Origin of the sequence: Mycobacterium sp. NPDC050551 (genome assembly GCF_040674075.1) — a bacterium.
Classification (GTDB): domain Bacteria; phylum Actinomycetota; class Actinomycetes; order Mycobacteriales; family Mycobacteriaceae; genus Mycobacterium.
The window spans coordinates 2183-3487 of the sequence record NZ_JBFARC010000012.1 but is presented as its reverse complement, the minus strand read 5'-3'; the positions used below and the strand labels follow the sequence as shown (position 1 = coordinate 3487).

Sequence of the window (1305 nt, the reverse complement as noted above, 5' to 3'; positions counted from 1 at the left end):
CTTGACGATATGGGGGTCCCCCTTCTCCCGAAGTTACGGGGGCATTTTGCCGAGTTCCTTAACCATAGTTCACTCGTACGCCTTGGTATTCTCTACCTGACCACCTGTGTCGGTTTGGGGTACGGGCCGTGTGTGCGCTCGCTAGAGGCTTTTCTTGGCAGCATAGGATCACCGAATTCACCTCATCCGGCTATGCATCACCTCTCGGACTTATATGACACCCGGATTTGCCTAGATGTCGTCCTACCGGTTTGCCCCAGTATTACCACTGACTGGTACGGCTACCTTCCTGCGTCACCCCATCGCTTGACTACTACCAACGAAGGTCCCGCGCAGCGCATGCAATCCTCACACCCGAAGGTGATCGGTAACGCATGGTTTGGGCGGTTAGTACCGCTGATTCATCAGGGACGCTCACACACGGGTACGGGAATATCAACCCGTTGTCCATCGACTACGCCTGTCGGCCTCGCCTTAGGTCCCGACTCACCCTGGGCGGACTGGCCTGGCCCAGGAACCCTTGGTCTTTCGGCGGGCAAGGTTCTCACTTGCCTTATCGCTACTCATGCCTGCATTCTCACTCCCACACCCTCCACAGCTGGATCACTCCGCTGCTTCACCGGATGCAGGACGCTCCCCTACCCAACCAACAAAGTTGATTGCCGCGGCTTCGGCGGTGTGCTTGAGCCCCGCTACATTATCGGCGCACAATCACTTGACCAGTGAGCTATTACGCACTCTTTCAAGGGTGGCTGCTTCTAAGCCAACCTCCTGGTTGTCTTCGCGACTGCACATCCTTTTCCACTTAGCACACGCTTAGGGGCCTTAGCCGGCGATCTGGGCTGTTTCCCTCTCGACGCACGGAGCTTATCCCCCGCCGTCTCACTGCCACGCTTTCACTTACCGGCATTCGGAGTTTGGCTGACGTCAGTAACCTTGTGAGGCCCATCGGCCATCCAGTAGCTCTACCTCCAGTAAGAAACACGCAACGCTGCACCTAAATGCATTTCGGGGAGAACCAGCTATCACGGAGTTTGATTGGCCTTTCACCCCTACCCACAGCTCATCCCCTCAGTCTTCAACCTAAGTGGGTTCGGGCCTCCACGCGGTCTTACCCGCGCTTCACCCTGGCCATGGGTAGATCACTCCGCTTCGGGTCCAGAACACACCACTACACCAACCCCAACGGATTGGATACGCCCTATTCAGACTCGCTTTCGCTGCGGCTACCCCACACGGGTTAACCTCGCGACATGTCCCTGACTCGCAGGCTCATTCTTCAAAAGGCACGCCATCACCCCACGT

Annotated in this window: 1 rRNA gene (running past both ends of the window); it reads right to left on the bottom strand. The window is 57.0% G+C overall.

Annotated features, from left to right (window positions below):
- Positions 1-1305: ribosomal RNA gene (locus AB0K11_RS27775) — 23S ribosomal RNA — on the bottom strand (it extends past both window edges: 1131 nt to the left, 212 nt to the right).